The following is a 17,673-nucleotide window of genomic DNA, read 5'->3' as shown; positions in this document are numbered from 1 at the left end:
ATGGATACCACTAAGAATCCCAATGTTGTTGAAAAGTATCAGGAGGATTCGGGCAAGCGACAGCTCTCGGGCTTCTGGTTTGTGGTGGTGCGCACAGCCGCCGTTGCGATGGCGATTTTCCACCTCTATACGGCCGTTACCGGGCCGGTGAATACTCAAAACGCCGTTCACCTGCTGTTTGCAATGCCGCTGATTTTTCTGGCTTACCATTGCCGGGTACGGGATGCCCAGAAGATCCCCTGGTTTGATCTTGTCCCGATTGTCATGAGCGTCGTGATCAGCGGTTACTACGTTTATCACTTCGACCGCATCATCTATCAGTTGGGCTATCTAACGCCTACCGCGCTGGATCTAATACTGGGCGTGAGTGCGATCTTGCTGCTTCTGGAAGCCTGTCGCCGCGCTATCGGTCTGGCTTTCCCGATCCTGGTGCTGATCGCCCTGGCGTATGCAGCCTTTGGGCAACACCTGCCCGGCGTGTGGGGCCACGGCGGCTTTCGCTGGGACGATCTGGTGGCGACTTTCTACCTCGGCCCCACTGGCATCTTTGGCAGTCTGATGCGCACCTCCTCCACGGTGATCGTCATCTTCATCATGTTTGGAGCGCTGCTGGTCACGACCGGCGGCGGCGATACGTTCATGCGGCTTTCCACCGCCGCGACCGGCGGAATGGCAGGCGGGCCCGCCAAAGCGGCTACCTTGTGTAGTGCCATGTTTGGCAGCATCAGCGGTAGCACGGCGGCCAACGTGGCCACCACCGGGGTGTTTACCATTCCGTTGATGAAGAAAAGCGGCTATAGCCCGCGTTTTGCCGCGGCGACTGAAGCGTCGGCATCGACCGGCGGACAGATTCTGCCGCCCATCATGGGTGCGGCTGCGTTCGTCATGGCCGATGTAATATCGACCAGCTACCTGGACATTATCAGTGCTGCCCTGATACCGGCGCTGCTTTTTTACCTGGCTATCTGGATGAGCGTGCATTTTGAAGCCAAGCGCCTAGGGCTGGACCCGATTCCCAAAGACCAGCGGCCAAGCTTGCGCGAAGGGTTTTTCAACGTAGAAACCTTACTGCTGCCGCTGATCGTGCTGATTACCATGCTGATACTGCGCTATACACCGACAACCGCCGCGGTGGCAGCGTACTTCACGGCGATGGTGCTGTATCTGGTATCGCCACGCAGTCAGGGAACGCTATGGGAGCGGGTAAAATCCCTGCCGGCGGCCCTCGAAGCCGGTGCCATGACAGCGGCCATGATTGCCGTCATTATCGGCAGTGTCGCGCTGATTGCCGCGGTGATCAGCCTGACGGGGCTGGGGCTCAAGGTGTCCTCGCTGATCGTCATGGTGAGCGGCGGTGATGTGCTGATCACGCTTTTGCTGGCGATGGTGGTGGCCATTATTCTGGGGATGGGCCTGCCCACGGTCGCCGCTTATATGCTGGCGGCATCGGTGGTCGCGGCGGCCTTTATCGAAGCGGGGCTGCCAAGTCTTTCGGCACACCTGTTTATCCTTTATTTCGCGATTCTGTCAGGCGTGACGCCGCCTGTCGCGCTGGCGGCTTATATCGGTGGCGCGATTGCCGGTTCGCACTGGTTCCGTACGGCACTGACGGCCACCAAGATTTCGCTGGGCGGCTTCCTGATTCCCTTCATGTTCATTTACCACCCGCCGCTTCTGGGCCAAGGCACGAAGCTGGAAATTGGCATGGCAGTGGCATCCGGGGTGCTGGGGATTATTGCCCTGGCGGCATCGACCATCGGCTATTTTGCGCGCCCATGTTCCTGGTTAGAACGTGGACTGCTGCTGTTCGCCGCCCTGATGCTGATCAATGGGCAAGCCATCACCGATGTCGCCGGGATTGCCGTTATAGCAGGTATCTTCGCGTGGCAGCGTTTTGCGACCCCTACGCCTAAAGGCGCTACCCCGCTTGCTTCTGAACCCCCCAAGGAAACGCGCTCATGAAGGTAGTGATTCCCGATGATTATCAGGATTGTGTCCGCACGCTGGATGCCTTTGCCAAGCTGGCAGGTCATCAGGTCACCGTCTATAACGACACGGTGACCGATGAAGACCAGTTAGTGGCGCGCTTTCAAGACGCCGAGGCGCTGGTGCTGATTCGCGAGCGCACGCCGATAACCGCGTCGTTGCTGGCGCGGCTGCCCAAGCTCAAGGTGATCAGCCAGACCGGCGGTGGGGCGGCCCATGTGGATATGGCGGCCTGCCGCCAGCACGGCGTGACCGTGCTGGCGGGTACCGGTTCACCCTATGCCGCCGCCGAGTTGACCTGGGGGTTGATACTGGCCGCCATGCGGCACATTCCCGACGAGGTGAACAACCTTAAGGCAGGCCGCTGGCAGCGCACGCTGGGTACCGGCTTGAAAGGCCGCACGCTGGGCATTTTTGGCTACGGCAAGATTGGCCAACTGGTGGCGCGTTACGGTCAGGCATTCGAAATGAACGTGCTGGTGTGGGGGCGAGAGACGACCCGCGAGCGAGCCGCGGCTGCGGGGCTTGAGGTGGCAGATTCCCAGGCGGATTTCTTCGCGCGCAGCGATGTGCTCAGCCTGCATCTGCGGCTAAACCCGGAAACCCGCGGCATCGTCACCGCCGAAAACCTCGCCAGCATGAAGCCCACGGCGCTGCTGGTGAACACCAGTCGCGCCCCGCTGGTGGAAGACGGCGCACTGGAAGTCGCGCTCAACGCCGGGCGGCCGGGTATGGCTGCCGTGGATGTGTTCGATGACGAACCGGTGCGGGCGCACCCGCTGCTGGAACTGGCTAACGTCGTGGCGACGCCGCACCTGGGCTATGTCGAAAAAGACAGCTATGAGCTCTATTTTGGCGATGCCTTCGACAACGTCGTGGCTTTTGACAAAGGCCAGCCGGTGCGCAACCTGGCGGCAGGAGAAGCATGATGACCCAAACGTCCCAACTAGAGAAAGCCGAGCTGGACCCGCAGGGGCTCGCTACCCGGCGTGAGGTGTTAGGCGATGAGTACGTGGACGCTGCCCTGGCGCAGGCGGATGACTTCAGCTGGCCAATGCAGGAGCTGGTCACCAAGCAGTGCTGGAACGACGTTTGGAATCGCCCTGGCCTTGAGCGGCAGACTCGCAGCATGCTCAACATAGCATTGCTGGTGGCGTTAAACCGGCCCCATGAGCTGAAGGCGCACCTTCGTGGGGCGCTGAATAACGGATGCAGTGAGGAGCAGATCAGAGAAGTACTACTTCATTGCGTGCCCTATTGCGGCTTCCCTGCCGCAATAGATGGCCTGCGCATCGCGCGCGAGGTGATCAAGACTGATCGTCACCCCGACCAGCCAAGCCACATCGGCACGTAAACGACCAATAGCAGCACGCCGATCAACCCAAGTAAATACGGCACGATGGCCTGGGTGATGCGCTCCAGCGGCAGTTGCGTCACCGAGGAAGCCACGTAGAGGTTGATGGCCACCGGCGGGGTGATCATGCCGATGGAAAGCCCCACCACGATAATCAGGCCAAAGTGGATCGGGTCGATGCCCAACTGCAGCGCGAGCGGCAGCAGCACCGGGGTCAGAATAATCAAGGCGCTGGCGGTTTCGATAAACACCCCGGTGAGCAGAATCACCGCGACGATCAGCAGCATGATCACGTAAGGGTCGGTGGACAGCGACAGCACCGACTGGGCAATCGCGCCGGGCACCTGCCAACTGGAGAGCGTCCAACTGAGCACTGCCGACATGGCAATCACCAGCATGATCACCGAGGTGGTCATCGCCGAGCGAATCAGCAGTTGGTACACATTGCGGGTCGTCAAATCGCGATACACAAACAGCGACACCATAATGGCGTAGTTGACCGCCACCACCGCCGCCTCTGACGGCGTGAAAATACCCGAGAAGATGCCGCCAAGGATAATCACCGGCGTCATCAGGCCCCAGCTGGCGTCCTTGAAGGTGCGCAGAATCACCGGCCACGACAGCGGCGTGCCCTTGGGGTACTGCCGCCGGTAGGCCTGGGTAATGGCAATCGCCATCAGCCCCAGACCCATCGCCAGGCCCGGCAGAAAGCCGTTCAAGAACAGCTTGGAGACCGACTGCTGGGCGATGACCGCGTAGATTATCATCGGCACCGATGGCGGAATCACCACGCCGATGGTACCGCTGGCGGCGATCAAGCTGGCGGCGGAGGCGGGGTCGTAACCTTTGCGCTTGAGTTCCGGCACCAGGCTCGAACCCACGGCGGCCGTGGTGGCGGCGCCCGAGCCGGAAATTGCGGCAAAGAACATCCCCGCCATGATCGAGACGAGCGACAGCCCGCCGCGCATGAAGCCCACCAATGAATCGGCAAAGCTCACCAGCTTTTCGCTGACCTTGCCCTGGGCCATTAAATCCCCGGCCAGAATAAACATCGGGATCGCCACCAGGGCGAAGGAGTTAATCCCCTGGAACATCTGCTGGGGCACCACCATCAGCGGCACGCCCGCCTGATAAAGCGCAAACAGCGTGCTGGCGCCAATCGCAAAGGCGATGGGCACGTTGAGCAGCATCAAGGCAAAAAACAGCCCGAACAGGAGCATCGTCATGACGGCGTCTCCCGGGGCTCGTGGGTATCGCCGGTGAAGATCAGTTCGACGGCATCGACCAGGGCGTACCAGGCCATCACGGCGGCGCAGAAGGGCACCACGGCGTATACGTAAGACATCGGCACGCGCAGCGCCGCCGATTTCTGGAAGCTCTGTACCTGCATGTATTCCACGCTAATCACCGCCAGGGCAATCAGAAACGCCAACACCACCAATGTGGCCAGCAGCCGCGCCAGCTGACGCAGCCGAGCGGGCAGGGCATCGACGGCAAAGGTGACCGCGATATGTCGGCCGCGCTGGAAGGCCAGGGTGCCGGCAAGAAACGTCAGCCACACCAGCAGAAAGCGGGCGACTTCTTCGGTCCACTCCACGGCGGTGAACAGCACGCGGGAAATGATTTGTAACGTGATAACGCCAATCAGGGCCGCCATGGCCATAAACACCACGGGCTGGATGATGGCATCCAGCCCGCGTTCAACACGGCGCAGCCCCGCGATCAGCGAGTGGGCGCGTGGGGTCACTTATTCCAATGCCTCCCGAATGCGCGGCAGGTAATCACCAAACTGCTCGCCGTATTCTTCATATACCGACTGCACGGCGTTCTGAAAGGCCTCGATATCCGGCGAGTCGTTGATCTGCATGCCCGCCTCGCGCAGCTCGGCGAGCTGTTCGGCTTCCATCTCCGCATTGACCTGGCGTTCATACTCGGCCGCTTCCTGAGCGGCTTCCTCCAGAATCGCCTGGGCGTCTTCGGGTAGCTGGTTCCACACGGAAGCGCCCATGACGAAAATTGCCGGGGCGTAGGTGTGCCGCGAGAGTGTCATGTAGGTCTGGGTTTCGTCCAGGTTGAACGAGTGGATCACGTTGACCGGGTTTTCCTGGCCGTCGATGGTGCCCTGCTGCATGGCGGTGAGCGCTTCGGTCCAGGCCATGGGAATGGCGTTGGCGCCCAAGGCGCGGAAGGTATCGGTGTACACCGGGTTTTCCATCACGCGAATGCGCAGACCATCGATATCTTCCGGCGCGTTGACCGGGCGTTCGCTATTGGTCAGGTTGCGGAAACCACGTTCGGCGTAGGCAAGGCCCTTAAGGTTGACCTCGGAGAGCTTGTCCAGCAGCTCCTGACCGATGGGGCCATCGAGGACTTCGTAGGCGGCTTCCGGTGAGGGAAACAGGAACGGCAGCTCAAACACCGCCATTTCCTCGACAAAGTTGGCCACTGGCCCGTTGGTGATCACGCCCATATCGACGGTGCCGATCTGCATGCCTTCCAGCAGCGTACGCTCATCGCCCAGCGAGGCGTTGGGGTAAATCTCGATATCCACCTTGCCGTCGGTGCGCTCTTCAACAAGCTCTTCAAACTTGGTGGCGGCGATATGGAAGCCATCCTGCTCGTTGACCACATGCGCCAGGCGCAGGGTAACGGGGTCCATGTCCTCGACGGAGGCGTTAGCGGCACTCACCAGCGCCAGTGAGATGCCCAGTGCCAGCGTGCTACGTGCAAATGTTTTCATTTTATTGTGTTCCCGATTCTTTAGGTTCAGAGATGCCCGTTAAGGATGCACCAAGGAACTGAAAAGGGTCAATTGACTTAAGCGGCTAAGCGCTCCCGCGGCTGGACACAGCCCGCCCGCACGGGTAGGATACGCCCCCTAAGCGCCCGTAGCTCAGTTGGATAGAGTATCGGCCTCCGAAGCCGAGGGTCGCAGGTTCGAATCCTGCCGGGCGCGCCAAATTGCATGAAAAGGGGCCTGCGAGAAATCGTAGGCCCCTTTTTTGGTATTAGCGGTCGAGGCTGTGTGAAAACACAGCAGCCGCCCAGAAGATGGCGATCGTACGCGAAATCTGGGGAAGGAGATGACTTAACATTAGCGAGAGGGCGCCATTTTTGATCACTTTTTGGCGAGCCCGAGACTCTCCGAGCGTTTTTACACAGCTTCGGCCTTTACCCACCTTATCCATCCCGGCCTTCCCAGCGGCCTGATTGTGTCTACTTTTTCGTTTTGGAGTCGTCTAACGTCATCCGACCAAGTGGTATCTTAGCCCATTTTCCGATTCTTATCCCTAAGAGTTAGCAGGCAGTAACAGTGGCGAGATTAGCCTAGTATAAGGATGGAGTTGTCGGATGCCAGGCAGTAGACGAGTCCACAATTTATTAGCGGCAGCGCTCAAGCGCATGCGGATTTTTTTGCGCATGAGCCGTGAACGTTGCCCCGACCTTTAGCAGCTGCTCTTAGACCTTTACTAGACTCCACCCTTATCCGGTAAGGCGTTACATCACGCAGCGTACACGGCGTAAGAGCAGGTAAGCACAGAGGCGCAAGTAAGTTAACTTGGTTGCGGGCCAGCGAATGACGGTCGCACAAGGGATTGCGTAGATCAACCTAGTGGTTCTCAAGTGCCGCGATGACGCTGCGGCTGTGGAGAGCTTCACGCAGCACGATAGCACCGGCAGCGCGGGTGGTGGCATTATTGTTGAATTGAACGTGAACTGAGCCGTTGAATGAGGTTGCCGAAGACGATACGCTCTTACTTTTAGTGTATGGTCTCTTGGAATCATAGTCTCTACGTAAGTTATTGATTATTAGATATTTCCACCCGCTGTCTTTGTTTTTAAGCCCCCTTATGAATAAGGCAGGCAACGGGCTTTATACACACTAATAACTGGATAGTTAACCATGCCTTCAGCGCCCCCAAAAACCAGAACTTCAAAAACTAGTATTTTGTCAAACGTATTTTTCGGATGTGGCTTCCAAGAAATCAAGTCCGAAGGTATTGAATTTAATTTCAAAGGAGATGCATCAGAATTTGACTATATATTTGCCTTTCAAAATTTGATTGTAATCTGCGAAGAAACCTCAGGAAAAAGCAATACTTCCGAGCACTTCAGAAAAAAGCAAAGCTTTGCTTCTTTAATGAAAAGCGATATCACAGAGGCTTTGGAAGAATATTCGGAAATTAATAAAGACTTAAATGAATACCTTGAAGAAAATGAATACGAAATAGATGACTTGGAAGTAAAGTTTCTCTATTACTCATCTGTTAAAGACACTGGGGCAAGTAACACAGCTCCATATTTGATATTAACAATAGATGCAGCAAAGTATTTTGATAAAACTATCAAAACAATCGGGAAGTCTGCAAAATTTGAACTGCTGAAGTTTTTGAACGTAAAGCTAGCTGACTTAGGTGATCAAAGAATAAAAGGGCGCTCTAAAAATACTACTGAAGATACTTTTAATGCTTTTGCATTGCCATCAAAACAAACCAACTATCCAGAAGGCTTCTTGGTTGTGTCTTTTTATGTGGATCCAGAAACATTAATAGAAAGAGCCTATGTGTTAAGAAGAAATGGCTGGGAAAAGCCAGAAGTTTCGTACCAACGAATGCTCGATAGTAAAAAGCTTAAGGAGATGAGAGAGCATTTATCAAGTGATAAAAAAGTTTATATTAATAACTTGATTATAACTCTTCCCAGCAGCCTTGGTATTTACATCAATAGCGGCGAAGAAAGAAAAAAGCAAATACCTAAAGATGAAATAAAAGACGTTAGTTCTGTAGAGATAAATTTACCTAGAGAATTATCTTCGATCGGAATAATAGATGGGCAGCATAGAATTTATTCATACCATGAAGGCTCGGATAGCTTAGAGGATAAAATAAAAAAAGTTCGCAAACGACAAAACCTACTTGTTACAGGTTTGATATTTCCTGAGGACTATGATGACCAGAAAAGAGTCAGCTTTGAGGCGGAGCTTTTCCTTAAAATAAACAACACTCAAAAGCCTGTATCATCAGCATTAAGGCAAGAGATTGAAACCTTGGTGAATCCACTTTCGGGGTTGGCTATTGCAAAAGATATTATTGACGAGCTTTCTAATAATGGTGCTCTTAAAGGGTTTCTCAAAGTTTCTGTTTTTGATGACAACAAACTTGTAGCTACATCTTCAATAGTTAGGTATATTTTAAAGCCGCTCGTTGACCCCGATTCAAAAGGAGCTAACGAACTCTTTAAGTTGTGGTCAAGGTCTGAAGGCTCCAAAGCATTAGATTACGATAATAGGGAAGATTATATAAGATTTTGCTATAGCGAGATCAATGGCTTGTTATTAGCGGCTAAGATAAAGATGAGCCCACACAGAATGTGGGAGGCCCGTTCAAATAAAGGAAAAGGCATACTATCACCAACCTCTGTTAATGGGTTTTTAATATGTCTAAGAGAGTTAATAGCTAATGATTTTATTTTTTACGATGAAGAAAGAAAAGAAATAAAGAAACCTAATTACTATGAAAAGCTTGAGGGCATTGATGAATTTAACTTTTTAAGTTACACTTCTAGCTCTTGGGGCAATCTCGGCCATAAAATCTACACCACTTATTTTCAATAGCCTGGACGTTAAGATGAATCCCATCTTTAAAACTACGGAAAAAACTATCAATAATTATAAAAAAGGTGGTCAAGCATCTGTTTATCAAGGTGATTATATCGGGCTAATTAAAAAGCTGCCTGATGATTCTGTCGATTTGATTTTTTCATCTCCGCCCTACTGTATTGGTAAGGCATATGAATCAACAAATAAGCTTTCGGACTTTATTTTTTCGCATGAAATTATTTTTAAAGAACTTGTTCGTGTGTTAAAGCCAGGTGGAAGTCTGTGTTGGCAGGTTGGTATGCATGTTAAAGATGGAGTGAGTACGCCGCTAGACTCTTTAGTGTATGCTGAGTCGATTAAGCATTTTGAGTTAAAGCTTAGAAACAGGATTATTTGGACTTTCGGTCATGGCTTACATTGTCACAATCGTTTTAGTGGCCGCCATGAAACTATTATGTGGTTTACTAAAGGCAATGATTACGATTTTAATTTAGATGCTGTGCGAGTAAAGCAGAAGTATCCTGGAAAAACATCTAGCAAAGGTATAAAAAAGGGTCAGCCCAGTGGAAATCCACTTGGTAAAAACCCTGGAGATGTTTGGAATATACCAAATGTAAAAGCTAACCACATCGAGAAAACGAATCATCCATGTCAATTTCCAGTAGCATTACCACAAATCTTTATTCGTGCTCTTGTTCCTGAAAACGGCTTAGTCTTTGATCCTTTTTCTGGTAGCGGTACAACTGCGGTTGCTAGTTTAATCGAAAATAAATACTTTATAGGTTCGGAGCTATGCAATGAATACAATCAAATAGCTCATGAGCGAATTTTATCTACACTAGAAGGCTTGCCAAAGGCTCGGCCTTGGAATAAAGAAGTTGCAACTCCTAACATTAAATCAAAAGTTGCTACTGCTCCCGAAGGTTACGGCCAGCCTGAGAATATAATGGACAACCTAGTGCAATCTCTTTCGTCATCCTTTCAAACTTAAGCTAAAGTTTTCTATCAATGCAAATTGTACGCTCTATTGTTTATAGCTATATGTCGCAGTTTTTTCATCGTCAGCTCAGGGTCGTTTCTGCACTTCGCTCTACAGCTATGCGTCACGTTTTATCTCTCTAGCTTGCTGATGCCTCTCAATTCTCTACTGAATTTAGCCTAGCACAAGCTGGTTAAGTAGGCTGAGGCTAGTAAGCCTTTCTTTTCAACGCTCCTTCGTGGCGGGCTTGATTAGGACTTATAACATTTTCCAGCGTTGGCGGGTGTGCTGCAGGAGTAGTATTGCTTAGATGGTAGCTGGTGGACGGAGACAAAATGCTGAGCAAACAAGAACCCCGCGTAAGCTCGTGAGAACCCAGAGACTGGGGGATATATTCATGGTCATCACGCTTGCCAATGCAAAGCCGGACTTTAAGCCGACATAAAATCATTCCAGCGCCTGACCAAATAGTTGTGCTCATCCATGACGGTATTCCACACCGCGATGCGGCTCATTCTTGTCTGGTAGTCTCCGCCGTCGCGGATTTCGCCTCGGTGGATCAGGTCCGAGCTGCCATCGGGGCCTGGAAGGTTCTTGGCGGCAGGTTGGCCGCCATACCAAAAGTCCCACTCCGCAGCGGATAGGTGAGGGCGGGTCAGTTCTGGGGTGGAAATGTAATAGCCTTGGCGGGCCATGACGGAACCGGGCCATCCAGAAATCCACCAGTTAAGGTAGTCATAGGCAGCATCTAGCGTGCGCCCTTGCACATGCCGTGAGATTGACATGCCGCCGTACCAGGCTCGATAGCCCTCTGTTGGCGCTGCCATACGTACCTTGATGTTGCGTTTTTTGAGGTCAGTCATGGCGGGCGACCAGAGGCTTTCGATGCCGACTCGGCCGCGCACCATATCGGAAGAGGCTTGGTCCTGGTTGCTCCAGAAGGCGCGAAAGTGTTGCTGACGCTTAAGATTGATAAGGCAATCGATAAGACAGTCGATCTCTGCCACGCTGAGATTACCCAGGTCTTCGAACTCGACCAGCCCCGCTGCTTTGGCGGCCAGTGCGGCGTCAATGGCGCCGATGGCGCTGTCATTTTGCAGGCTGACCAAGCCTTTCCAGCGCTTGTCCAACAACCAGCTCCAGCTCTCTTGATTGATATCCAGCCCTTTAGGGAGCATGTCCATGCGATAACCGAAGCTGTCCACATTGTGGCTAACCGGGAGCATGGTGATATGCCCGCTTGGACGAGAGCCGTAACTGCCATCGGGTTGGACATAGAGGAGGTTGACCGGGTTACTGCCTGCCCCCAGGGGCGCGTGGGGGGTTAGCCTGCCTGTCTTTGGCAGGTCATTGATCATGTCCCAGTGTTTAATGCGATCCACCTGAATGGGTTGAATCGCATTAGCGGGCCACACGAAGTCCACGTTGTGAAACCATTGGTCATAGATATCGAAGCTGTCCGGAGTTAGTACCCCCGCCTGCTGGGCGGCAACGCCATCGAGTACCTCAAAGGTAAGGCGAATACCCAAGTCTTCCCTGGCACGCTTGCGAATGCTTTCAAGCAGTGTCACAGAGGTGCCAAGCACCCTCAGGGTGACGGGGCCACGATTCACATAGGGCGCGGCACGCTCTTTGGGTGATGCAGCTTCATGCATGGAATATCCTGGGGCTGGGGTGGTTGCTAACGGCCTTCATGAAGGTCTCCAGCGAGTCTGTCACGCGCCTGGCGGTGATGCCATGAGTGATGAAAATTAGCTCCGAGATGCGATCGTTGTTCGGCCAGTCGCTTACGTGTTCCGGTGGATGAATGGTGTGCTGAACACCGTGTATGATCACTGGGCGGGTATCGTCTTTGACATGCAACACGCCTTTGACTCGCATGACTTGACTGCCATGGCGATTGAGCAACATGGAGAGTCAAATACCGAAGCAAGTCCAGTCTACTTCGCCGTCGAAGACGAGGCGGAATGACTGAACATCACCAAGGTGAGCAGCCGCGTCAGGTGCTGGCGGCTTTTGAGGGCCCAAGCCATGTTTTTATCTCTGAGGAGCTGTAGTGGTCAATATGCGGCCCGCTGCCGAAAAGCTCATCACTGTTAAGGCTTCCTGCCCCAATTGCTGCGCTGCTGGGCTGATGGTGTCAATCAGGTTCTGAACCTCATCCAACTGGGCAATGTTAATCGGCATCAACCTATTTCAGTACTAGACTGCGGCTCAATCCGGTCGTCGTCCTGAGCACTTTCTTCATGTGCGTATTTTACCCATGTCTTGCCAAGATGGTTGCGTAACTCGCGGCCGATACGCTCTACGTCTCTGGCCTCCATGGCGGCCATGATGGCTTCGTGCTCTGCCATCGCAATCGACCATTTGTCATTCTTCTGATTGGAGAGATAACGCACTCGGTACAATTGGCGACTTAGGTTGCCATGAATTTCTACAAGTGAGGCGTTCCCCGACAGAGATACAATCCGGTTATGAATTTCTTGGTTGAGCCGAAAGTAGTTCTGTCGATCTCGACGCAGGAAAGCCGCTTTCATTTCAAAGTGAAGAGCCTGAAGTTCAGCGATGTCGTCATCAGTAGCCTTAACACATGCTAGCTCTGCTGCGGCCTGTTCAAGAACGCTCAGGACGTAGGCTTTTTCCTGAATATCTGCCGGGCTGACATCAGCCACCACGGCCCCTCGATGCGGAGAAATGACGACTAATCCCTCGGCTGCCAGGGTTTTTAGGGCTTCTCGCATGGGGGTGCGTGACACTTTCAGTTGGTCAGCCAAGGTACGCTCAGGCAGCCGCTGTCCTGGTTGGAAATGATCCATGACAATATGTTCGCGCAAGTAGTCAGCCACTTTTTCTACCAGCCCCGCACGGTTCGTAGTCTCTATCTCTTCCATTTAGCATCGCCACAGTAATTAGATTCCTGTCGAAATAATGGCATACCATATAAATCCTTTCAAATATAAGCCCATTTTGGTTATCGACTAATCCCTTTATAAAACAATTAGTTAATTAATTTATTTTAGCTATTTCGACCAAAGTTTAATCACGGCGACATTGACCTCAAAAATGGTATACCACTACATTGCATTTAGACGGTCTCGCTTCGTAAGCACGCACCCAAGTGCATCGTGGCCATGACCCTACCGAGGGCGCACCGGGAGACATCTTTAAGTCATGAATTTTCTACAGCACTTTGATTCTGAAAAAGTTATTGAGGCATGCGTTGCTGGTGCCGGCGACTTTGGACGTGGTGTATTGCGTCAGGCAGGGCAGATGAAAGGACTGTCAGTGCGTATTGCCGTAGACGTTAATGCTGAGATGGCCGCCCGCGCCCTCCAGCTTTCAGGCGTGCCAGATAAAAAGATAATGGTATGCCACAGCGATTCGGAAGTGACTGAAGCCTGGGATAAAGGGCTCTTTATCGCCTCAGGCCGCCTTGAACTCGTGACTCACCTGCCGTTCGATATTTTAGTAGAGTCAACTGGTATACCAGATGTGGGTGCTCGCCATGCTGAGCTCGCTATCCAGGCCGGTAAGCACGTCGGTATCGCGACGAAGGAGACGGAGTCGGTTGTCGGTCCCTATCTCACTCGCCTGGCCGAGCGTCACAGTCGGCTTTTTACCCCGCTGGACGGCGATCAGCCCAGTTTGTTGATTGGGCTTGTCACGTGGGCGCAGACATTGGGTTTCGAGGTTGTCGCGGCTGGCAAAAGCAGCGAATACGATTTCATCTGGGATGAGCAAGACGGCGCGGTCTGGTGTAACGGTCGTCGCTACCTGGCTCCCGATTTGAAAAGCTTGTGGACCCTGCCTGATAACCAGGAGGCGTCCGTCGTCACGGCACGCAGCAAGGCGCTATCGGCGATTCCACAGATTTCGGTGCCGGATCTCTGTGAGATGACCAATGTGGCCAACGCCACCGGCCTGATCCCCGACTGTCCTGCTTTTCATGCCATGGTGCTACGCACTCATGAAGTTCCGACCCTGCTTGATCATCGAGAGTTTGGGGGGGTATTGCAGGGCAGTGGTCGATTGGAAGTGTTCAACTGTCTACGCCGACCCGATGAAGTCAGCTTTGCCGGTGGTGTCTTCGTCGTCCTGCGCTGTGAGGACCAGGAAACATGGGAATTACTACGTGGAAAGGGGCATGTACTTAGCCGCCGTGGCCACAGTGCTATGGTATACCTTCCGCACCATCTACTAGGGCTCGAAGCGCCCATTTCCATTCTTGATGCGGCTCTGAAGGGACTTCCTTCTGGCGGTGGATCAGCGGTCAAACCACGTGTCGACCTTATCGCTCGTGCCACGCAGGACTTCGTTAGTGGGCAGACGCTCGAAATGAAAGGCCATCATCGGCATATCGAAGGTCTGAAGCCTGAAGTGCACGGTGCTACTCCATTATCTGCATCTTCTCCGGTCCCGTTTTATTTGCTGCCTGGCGCTGAGATTGTGCGCCCGATTAGTGCGGGTCAGCCTATTACGCTTGATGATGTTTCGCTGCCGGATTCACATATGCTTCGGCTTCGTCTTGAGCAAGATGCCATGTTCTTTGAGAACTTGGTGCCACTCACATAGAAATCTAAAAAGGAGGCTCACCACTTAAGAGGCGCTTAACCCGTTGTTCGTTCACTAAGCAGTACAGCGATATTAAATAACAAAACATTTTTGGAGAATGCCATGTTAATTAAACAATCACTCCTAGCGGCAGGTTCTCTCGGTCTGGCACTTGTGGGGTATGCATCAGTAACCATCGCAAGTGATACAGCCGAGAACTATCCAACCAAACCTCTTCAATTCCTGGTGGCAGCTGGCGCAGGTGGAGGCACCGATAACTTTGCTCGCACCGTGAAGCCGATGTTGGAAGAGGTGTTAGATACTCGTGTGACCGTCGTGAATCTACCCTCGGCCTCCGGCGCTATCGCGCATCAGCGTACTGCAAATAGTGAGCCTGATGGCCATACACTGGACTTTGCTTCCTCAACCTTGGTGACTTCGCTGGCTGCAGGTCAGAACCCGACGGGACTGGATGAACTCACACCGGTCGCTCGGATGCAGTCCGATGTGATGACCTTGATCGTCGACCCTGAAAAATACCCCGACTTCGAATCTTTCCGGAAACATGCCGAAGAGAACCCTGGGGAGGTCATTATCGGTGGTACTCACGCAGCCAGCCCCGATCGCATGGCATTCCTGTCATTCAGGGACGCTTCGGGTCTGGATATCAACTTCATTCCCTACGATGAAGAAGGCAGTGTTTCAGCCAATGTGATGGGCGGAAACATCGATGGCATGTTCGGTGAAATCAGTTCGACTCTGAGTTATATGGAGTCAGGCGAGATGATGCCTATCCTGGTTTTTGCCGAGGAGCGCCTGGAAAACTTCCCCGATATCCCGACGACGGTGGAGCATGGCTGGGACCTGACCGATGGCAACGAGCGGGGCATCTTCGTCAACGCAGATACACCTGAAGCTATCTTGGCAAAAATCGAAGCCTCCATGAAGGAAGTATACGACTCCGATGCCTATCAGGAGTACGAAGAGCGCGTAAATCTTCACTATCGTGAAGGCTGGTTGGGTAGTGAAGATTATCGTCAGCAGTTGGAGAAGAACTTGGAGAACTACAAACGTCTTCTCGAAGAAAACTAAGGGTTAAACATTAATTAGCCCGCCAGACGGGTTGCCCTACGCATGGCCAACCCGTCTATCAAAATCCATCCTCGTGTCACTTGATCGGCACATTATCATCGGGTCCGAACATGCAAGCCAAGGTAATGACTTTCTCTGCCGCGATAATACTGCTTGCTATCGTGGCACTCATACCCACTCTCCAGCTCCCCAGTGCCGAAGAGGTTTCGACATTCATCGGCCCACGCTTTTGGCCATTGTGTTTGTTGGTCGCTCTGCTGGGACTGGGTAGTTTTCTATTGCTGACGACTTGGCGAAGCCGATACAAAAAAATTGACGAGGAAGAGGAGAGTTCGTCTGAGGAAGCCGGTGACAAGGCAGATACATTAGTTCATTCCCTGGCAGCGACTCGTCATTGGTGGCTGATGCTAGGTACCGTTGCCTACACCGTGTTGATGCAGGGCATTGGTTTTCTCCTGGCTACCATCGTCTTTACCTTTTTCTGCACCGTGTTATTGGGTGCCCGCCACTGGGGCGCGATCCTCGCAACCGTCGTCGTTGCTGTCGTGCTTATCCAAGGCGTGTTCTCGTATCTTTTGGGAATCCCTCTGCCCTGACCTAGGAGTTGAACATGCTCGACAGTTTCCTGAATGGGTTGGCAGTGGTTTTCCAGCCCATGAATTTTCTTCTTTTGACCTCTGCTGTTTTCATCGGCTTCATTGGCGGGGCCTTGCCGGGCATTAGTGGGGTTATCCTTGTGGTGATCCTGCTTCCGGTTACGTATGGCATGGACCCCACCGCCGCGTTCATGCTACTGACGGCTATTTATGGCTCTACCGTTTTTTCAGGCTTGATTACCGCCATCCTTTACCGAGCGCCGGGTACACCAGAAGCAGTCATGACAGCGTTTGACGGTTACCCCATGACTCAGCAGGGGCAAGCCGGTAAAGCCTTGGGTATCGGGGTCTTGAGCTCGGCCATTGGTGGGTTGGTGGGAACCATTGCCCTGATCATATTTACGCCGGTGCTTGCATCGTTCGCACTCAAGTTCTCGTCTCCCGAATACTTTGCTTTAGCCGTCCTGGGCCTCACGGTAGTGGCTTCTTTGGGTGGGCGATTGATCTATGGTCTCATTGGGGCGTGCCTCGGCCTGTTTATCGCCACCATTGGTTTTGATCCACTTACCGGCACCAGTCGTTATACTTTTGGAAGTCTGGAGCTTGCCGAAGGGGTGGGGCTGATTCCCGTCATCGTTGGGCTGTTTGCCATATCGGAAGTCATGAAGCGCGCCTTGGGCGAGGAAACCCATCAGCCGCTGAAGAAGGTCTCCATCAATATCTTCGACATGCATATTTTGCGCAAGATTGGCGTTACCCTGTCGCGCTCCTCACTACTTGGGGTCGTCATCGGGATCTTGCCCGGTATCGGCGCCAGTACTGCTGCCATGGTCAGTTACAGCGAGGCGGTCCGCTGGTCCAAGACCCCTGAACAATTCGGGAAAGGAGCACCGGAAGGCATCGCTGCCCCCGAAGCGGCGAACAATGCCGCCGCGATGGGGGCCTTGGTTCCACTGTTCGCCCTCGGCATTCCCGGGAGCGGGACGACCGCTATCATTCTTGGTGCGTTCATCATGCATGGCTTGCAACCAGGCCCCATGTTCATGGTGACCAGCAGCGATCTGGTTTATGCCGTCTTTGCCGGGCTGTTTATCGTCAATTTCATGATTCTGCTGTTCTCTAAGCCGTTCATCGCTTTGTTTACAAGACTGTTGAATATTCCGTACTCGGCTTTGGGTCCTATCATCGTCATGTGCTGCATCATCGGTACCTACTCAGTGCGTAACTCCATGTTCGATGTCTGGCTGATGCTAGGGTTTGGCGTTCTTGGCTACCTGCTTGAAAAGCTCAAGTTCCCGCTGGTTTCGATCATTCTCGGACTAGTACTCGGGCCGATTGCCGAAAGCGAGCTACGCCGGACCCTTGCCATGTCTCGCGGCGATTTCATGATCTTTTTCGAGCGGCCTATCAGCGCTACATTGATCGTTATCTCGCTCCTGCTGCTCACCGCCGCCATCGTCGTGCCCCTGCGCAAGCGGGCAAAGCTGAAGGCAGCGAATAAATAATCTGCAAAGGG

At 53.1% G+C, this 17,673-nt stretch carries 15 protein-coding genes and 1 tRNA gene; 10 read left to right on the top strand and 6 right to left on the bottom strand.

The annotated features are described in order from the left end of the window. From BMX75_RS01530 to BMX75_RS01520, 3 genes are read left to right on the top strand one after another with little or no spacing between them, the layout of a single operon-like run. Window positions 1-1,962, top strand: a complete 1,962-nt coding sequence (locus tag BMX75_RS01530; RefSeq protein ID WP_092824622.1) for a TRAP transporter permease — start codon at window positions 1-3, stop codon at window positions 1,960-1,962. Further along, window positions 1,959-2,915, top strand: coding sequence for a D-2-hydroxyacid dehydrogenase family protein (locus BMX75_RS01525; RefSeq protein WP_092824620.1), 957 nt, complete (start codon window positions 1,959-1,961; stop codon window positions 2,913-2,915). Before BMX75_RS01530 ends, BMX75_RS01525 begins: the two co-directional genes overlap by 4 nt. Next, complete coding sequence (locus tag BMX75_RS01520) at window positions 2,915-3,340, top strand: carboxymuconolactone decarboxylase family protein (protein ID WP_092824618.1); 426 nt, start codon at window positions 2,915-2,917, stop codon at window positions 3,338-3,340. The genes BMX75_RS01525 and BMX75_RS01520 overlap by 1 nt, the downstream gene beginning before the upstream one ends. Here BMX75_RS01520 and BMX75_RS01515 read toward each other — a convergent pair. From BMX75_RS01515 to BMX75_RS01505, 3 genes are all read right to left on the bottom strand, one after another. Further along, window positions 3,307-4,566, bottom strand: a complete 1,260-nt coding sequence (locus BMX75_RS01515; protein ID WP_092824616.1) for a TRAP transporter large permease — start codon at window positions 4,564-4,566, stop codon at window positions 3,307-3,309. The genes BMX75_RS01520 and BMX75_RS01515 overlap by 34 nt on opposite strands. After that, the gene (locus BMX75_RS01510; protein WP_092825082.1) at window positions 4,563-5,003 is read right to left on the bottom strand and encodes a TRAP transporter small permease; all 441 of its coding nucleotides are present in this window, start codon (window positions 5,001-5,003) and stop codon (window positions 4,563-4,565) included. Before BMX75_RS01510 ends, BMX75_RS01515 begins: the two co-directional genes overlap by 4 nt. An 84-nt stretch (window positions 5,004-5,087) precedes the next feature. Next, the gene (locus BMX75_RS01505; RefSeq protein ID WP_092824614.1) at window positions 5,088-6,080 is read right to left on the bottom strand and encodes a TRAP transporter substrate-binding protein; all 993 of its coding nucleotides are present in this window, start codon (window positions 6,078-6,080) and stop codon (window positions 5,088-5,090) included. Window positions 6,081-6,222: 142 nt separating this feature from the next. Here BMX75_RS01505 and BMX75_RS01500 point away from each other — a divergent pair. The 3 genes from BMX75_RS01500 to BMX75_RS01490 all read left to right on the top strand — a co-directional run bounded on the left by BMX75_RS01500 (window position 6,223) and on the right by BMX75_RS01490 (window position 9,930). Further along, window positions 6,223-6,299 (top strand) — tRNA-Arg (locus tag BMX75_RS01500). A gap of 945 nt (window positions 6,300-7,244) precedes the next feature. Further along, on the top strand, window positions 7,245-8,954 hold the full coding sequence (locus tag BMX75_RS01495) for a DGQHR domain-containing protein (RefSeq protein WP_092824612.1): 1,710 nt from the start codon (window positions 7,245-7,247) through the stop codon (window positions 8,952-8,954). Window positions 8,955-8,967: 13 nt separating this feature from the next. Next, on the top strand, window positions 8,968-9,930 hold the full coding sequence (locus BMX75_RS01490; RefSeq protein ID WP_092824610.1) for a DNA-methyltransferase: 963 nt from the start codon (window positions 8,968-8,970) through the stop codon (window positions 9,928-9,930). A 419-nt stretch (window positions 9,931-10,349) separates the two neighbouring features. On the opposite strand, the gene BMX75_RS01485 is transcribed toward BMX75_RS01490, so the two are convergent. The 3 genes from BMX75_RS01485 to BMX75_RS01475 all read right to left on the bottom strand — a co-directional run bounded on the left by BMX75_RS01485 (window position 10,350) and on the right by BMX75_RS01475 (window position 12,809). Continuing rightward, window positions 10,350-11,573, bottom strand: a complete 1,224-nt coding sequence (locus BMX75_RS01485) for an ABC transporter substrate-binding protein (protein ID WP_092824608.1) — start codon at window positions 11,571-11,573, stop codon at window positions 10,350-10,352. After that, window positions 11,566-11,829 carry a GTP-binding protein gene (locus tag BMX75_RS18370; protein WP_092824606.1) on the bottom strand — a complete coding sequence of 88 codons (264 nt, stop codon included), beginning with the start codon at window positions 11,827-11,829 and terminating at the stop codon, window positions 11,566-11,568. The genes BMX75_RS01485 and BMX75_RS18370 overlap by 8 nt, the downstream gene beginning before the upstream one ends. 275 nt (window positions 11,830-12,104) lie before the next feature. Beyond that, window positions 12,105-12,809 carry a GntR family transcriptional regulator gene (locus BMX75_RS01475; RefSeq protein WP_066320944.1) on the bottom strand — a complete coding sequence of 235 codons (705 nt, stop codon included), beginning with the start codon at window positions 12,807-12,809 and terminating at the stop codon, window positions 12,105-12,107. 280 nt (window positions 12,810-13,089) lie between these two features. Between BMX75_RS01475 and BMX75_RS01470 the strand changes: the two genes are divergently transcribed. The 4 genes from BMX75_RS01470 to BMX75_RS01455 all read left to right on the top strand — a co-directional run bounded on the left by BMX75_RS01470 (window position 13,090) and on the right by BMX75_RS01455 (window position 17,662). After that, window positions 13,090-14,490 (top strand): NAD(P)H-dependent oxidoreductase, encoded by a 1,401-nt coding sequence (locus BMX75_RS01470; RefSeq protein ID WP_092824604.1) that lies wholly within the window; start codon window positions 13,090-13,092, stop codon window positions 14,488-14,490. 102 nt (window positions 14,491-14,592) lie between these two features. Then, window positions 14,593-15,561 (top strand): Bug family tripartite tricarboxylate transporter substrate binding protein, encoded by a 969-nt coding sequence (locus BMX75_RS01465; protein ID WP_092824602.1) that lies wholly within the window; start codon window positions 14,593-14,595, stop codon window positions 15,559-15,561. Window positions 15,562-15,671: 110 nt separating this feature from the next. Next, window positions 15,672-16,157 carry a tripartite tricarboxylate transporter TctB family protein gene (locus tag BMX75_RS01460; RefSeq protein WP_092824600.1) on the top strand — a complete coding sequence of 162 codons (486 nt, stop codon included), beginning with the start codon at window positions 15,672-15,674 and terminating at the stop codon, window positions 16,155-16,157. A 14-nt stretch (window positions 16,158-16,171) separates the two neighbouring features. After that, window positions 16,172-17,662, top strand: a complete 1,491-nt coding sequence (locus tag BMX75_RS01455) for a tripartite tricarboxylate transporter permease (RefSeq protein WP_092824598.1) — start codon at window positions 16,172-16,174, stop codon at window positions 17,660-17,662. The last annotated feature ends 11 nt before the right edge of the window (window positions 17,663-17,673 follow it).

It is taken from the genome of Vreelandella subterranea (assembly GCF_900111305.1).
GTDB classification, from domain to species: Bacteria; Pseudomonadota; Gammaproteobacteria; order Pseudomonadales; family Halomonadaceae; genus Vreelandella; species Vreelandella subterranea.
This window is presented reverse-complemented; position numbering and strand designations above follow the sequence as displayed.

Coding starts and splice junctions, on each gene's coding strand:
- BMX75_RS01530 (WP_092824622.1), top strand. CDS start 1: ATGGATACCACTAAGAATCCCAATGTTGTTGAAAAGTATCAGGAGGAT.
- BMX75_RS01510 (WP_092825082.1), bottom strand. CDS start 5,003: ATGGCCATGGCGGCCCTGATTGGCGTTATCACGTTACAAATCATTTCC.
- BMX75_RS01490 (WP_092824610.1), top strand. CDS start 8,968: ATGAATCCCATCTTTAAAACTACGGAAAAAACTATCAATAATTATAAA.
- BMX75_RS01475 (WP_066320944.1), bottom strand. CDS start 12,809: ATGGAAGAGATAGAGACTACGAACCGTGCGGGGCTGGTAGAAAAAGTG.
- BMX75_RS18370 (WP_092824606.1), bottom strand. CDS start 11,829: ATGTTGCTCAATCGCCATGGCAGTCAAGTCATGCGAGTCAAAGGCGTG.
- BMX75_RS01495 (WP_092824612.1), top strand. CDS start 7,245: ATGCCTTCAGCGCCCCCAAAAACCAGAACTTCAAAAACTAGTATTTTG.
- BMX75_RS01485 (WP_092824608.1), bottom strand. CDS start 11,573: ATGCATGAAGCTGCATCACCCAAAGAGCGTGCCGCGCCCTATGTGAAT.
- BMX75_RS01455 (WP_092824598.1), top strand. CDS start 16,172: ATGCTCGACAGTTTCCTGAATGGGTTGGCAGTGGTTTTCCAGCCCATG.
- BMX75_RS01470 (WP_092824604.1), top strand. CDS start 13,090: ATGAATTTTCTACAGCACTTTGATTCTGAAAAAGTTATTGAGGCATGC.
- BMX75_RS01525 (WP_092824620.1), top strand. CDS start 1,959: ATGAAGGTAGTGATTCCCGATGATTATCAGGATTGTGTCCGCACGCTG.
- BMX75_RS01520 (WP_092824618.1), top strand. CDS start 2,915: ATGACCCAAACGTCCCAACTAGAGAAAGCCGAGCTGGACCCGCAGGGG.
- BMX75_RS01465 (WP_092824602.1), top strand. CDS start 14,593: ATGTTAATTAAACAATCACTCCTAGCGGCAGGTTCTCTCGGTCTGGCA.
- BMX75_RS01460 (WP_092824600.1), top strand. CDS start 15,672: ATGCAAGCCAAGGTAATGACTTTCTCTGCCGCGATAATACTGCTTGCT.
- BMX75_RS01505 (WP_092824614.1), bottom strand. CDS start 6,080: ATGAAAACATTTGCACGTAGCACGCTGGCACTGGGCATCTCACTGGCG.
- BMX75_RS01515 (WP_092824616.1), bottom strand. CDS start 4,566: ATGACGATGCTCCTGTTCGGGCTGTTTTTTGCCTTGATGCTGCTCAAC.